General features: G+C 71.9%; 1 pseudogene. It reads right to left on the reverse strand.

Annotated features, from left to right (window positions below):
• Positions 1 to 99 precede the first annotated feature (99 nt).
• Positions 100 to 559 (reverse strand): annotated as a pseudogene (locus RTM68_RS17295) (1-pyrroline-5-carboxylate dehydrogenase); the annotation flags it as partial.

The following is a 559-nucleotide window of genomic DNA, read 5'->3' on the forward strand; positions in this document are numbered from 1 at the left end:
CCGCGGCATCCGTCGTTTCGGCGGCGTGTCCGGCCGCAGATCCGAAGCCGTGCCCGTTCGGTAGGTCGACCCCGGGGTCAGACCGGGGTCAGACCGGGGTCAGATCAGGCCGTCGGACAGGGTCGTCGGGTTGCCGAACCGGTGGTTCGTGATCGACACGGCCTGCTCGTGCAGGAAGGGCAGCATCTCGACACGGCCGGCACCCGTCACCGCGTGCGACCACACCGCGACATCCGGCGTGCCGCCGAGTGCCTCGAACAGCACCGAGGCGTCGCCACCGACGAGACGAAGCCGCTTCCAGCTGTGCGCGGCCTTCGCCGCCGCCTTCGCATAGCCCTTGACCCAGGCCGCGTCCTTGGCGTGCGAGACCGTCACGCCGTGGGCGCGCAGCGCCTTCTCGACGCGCGAGGGCAGCGCCGTCGCCGACACCGTGAACGGGCTGCCGCTGCGCAGGGCTGCGGCGATCACGCGGATGCCTTCGACGAGCGGCGCGTCCTCGGCGATGCGCACATCGGCCTCGACCGGGCGGTAGCGGAACACGTTGCGCTCGACGCCGAGT

Source organism: Microbacterium sp. (assembly GCF_031988965.1).
Lineage (GTDB): Bacteria > Actinomycetota > Actinomycetes > Actinomycetales > Microbacteriaceae > Microbacterium.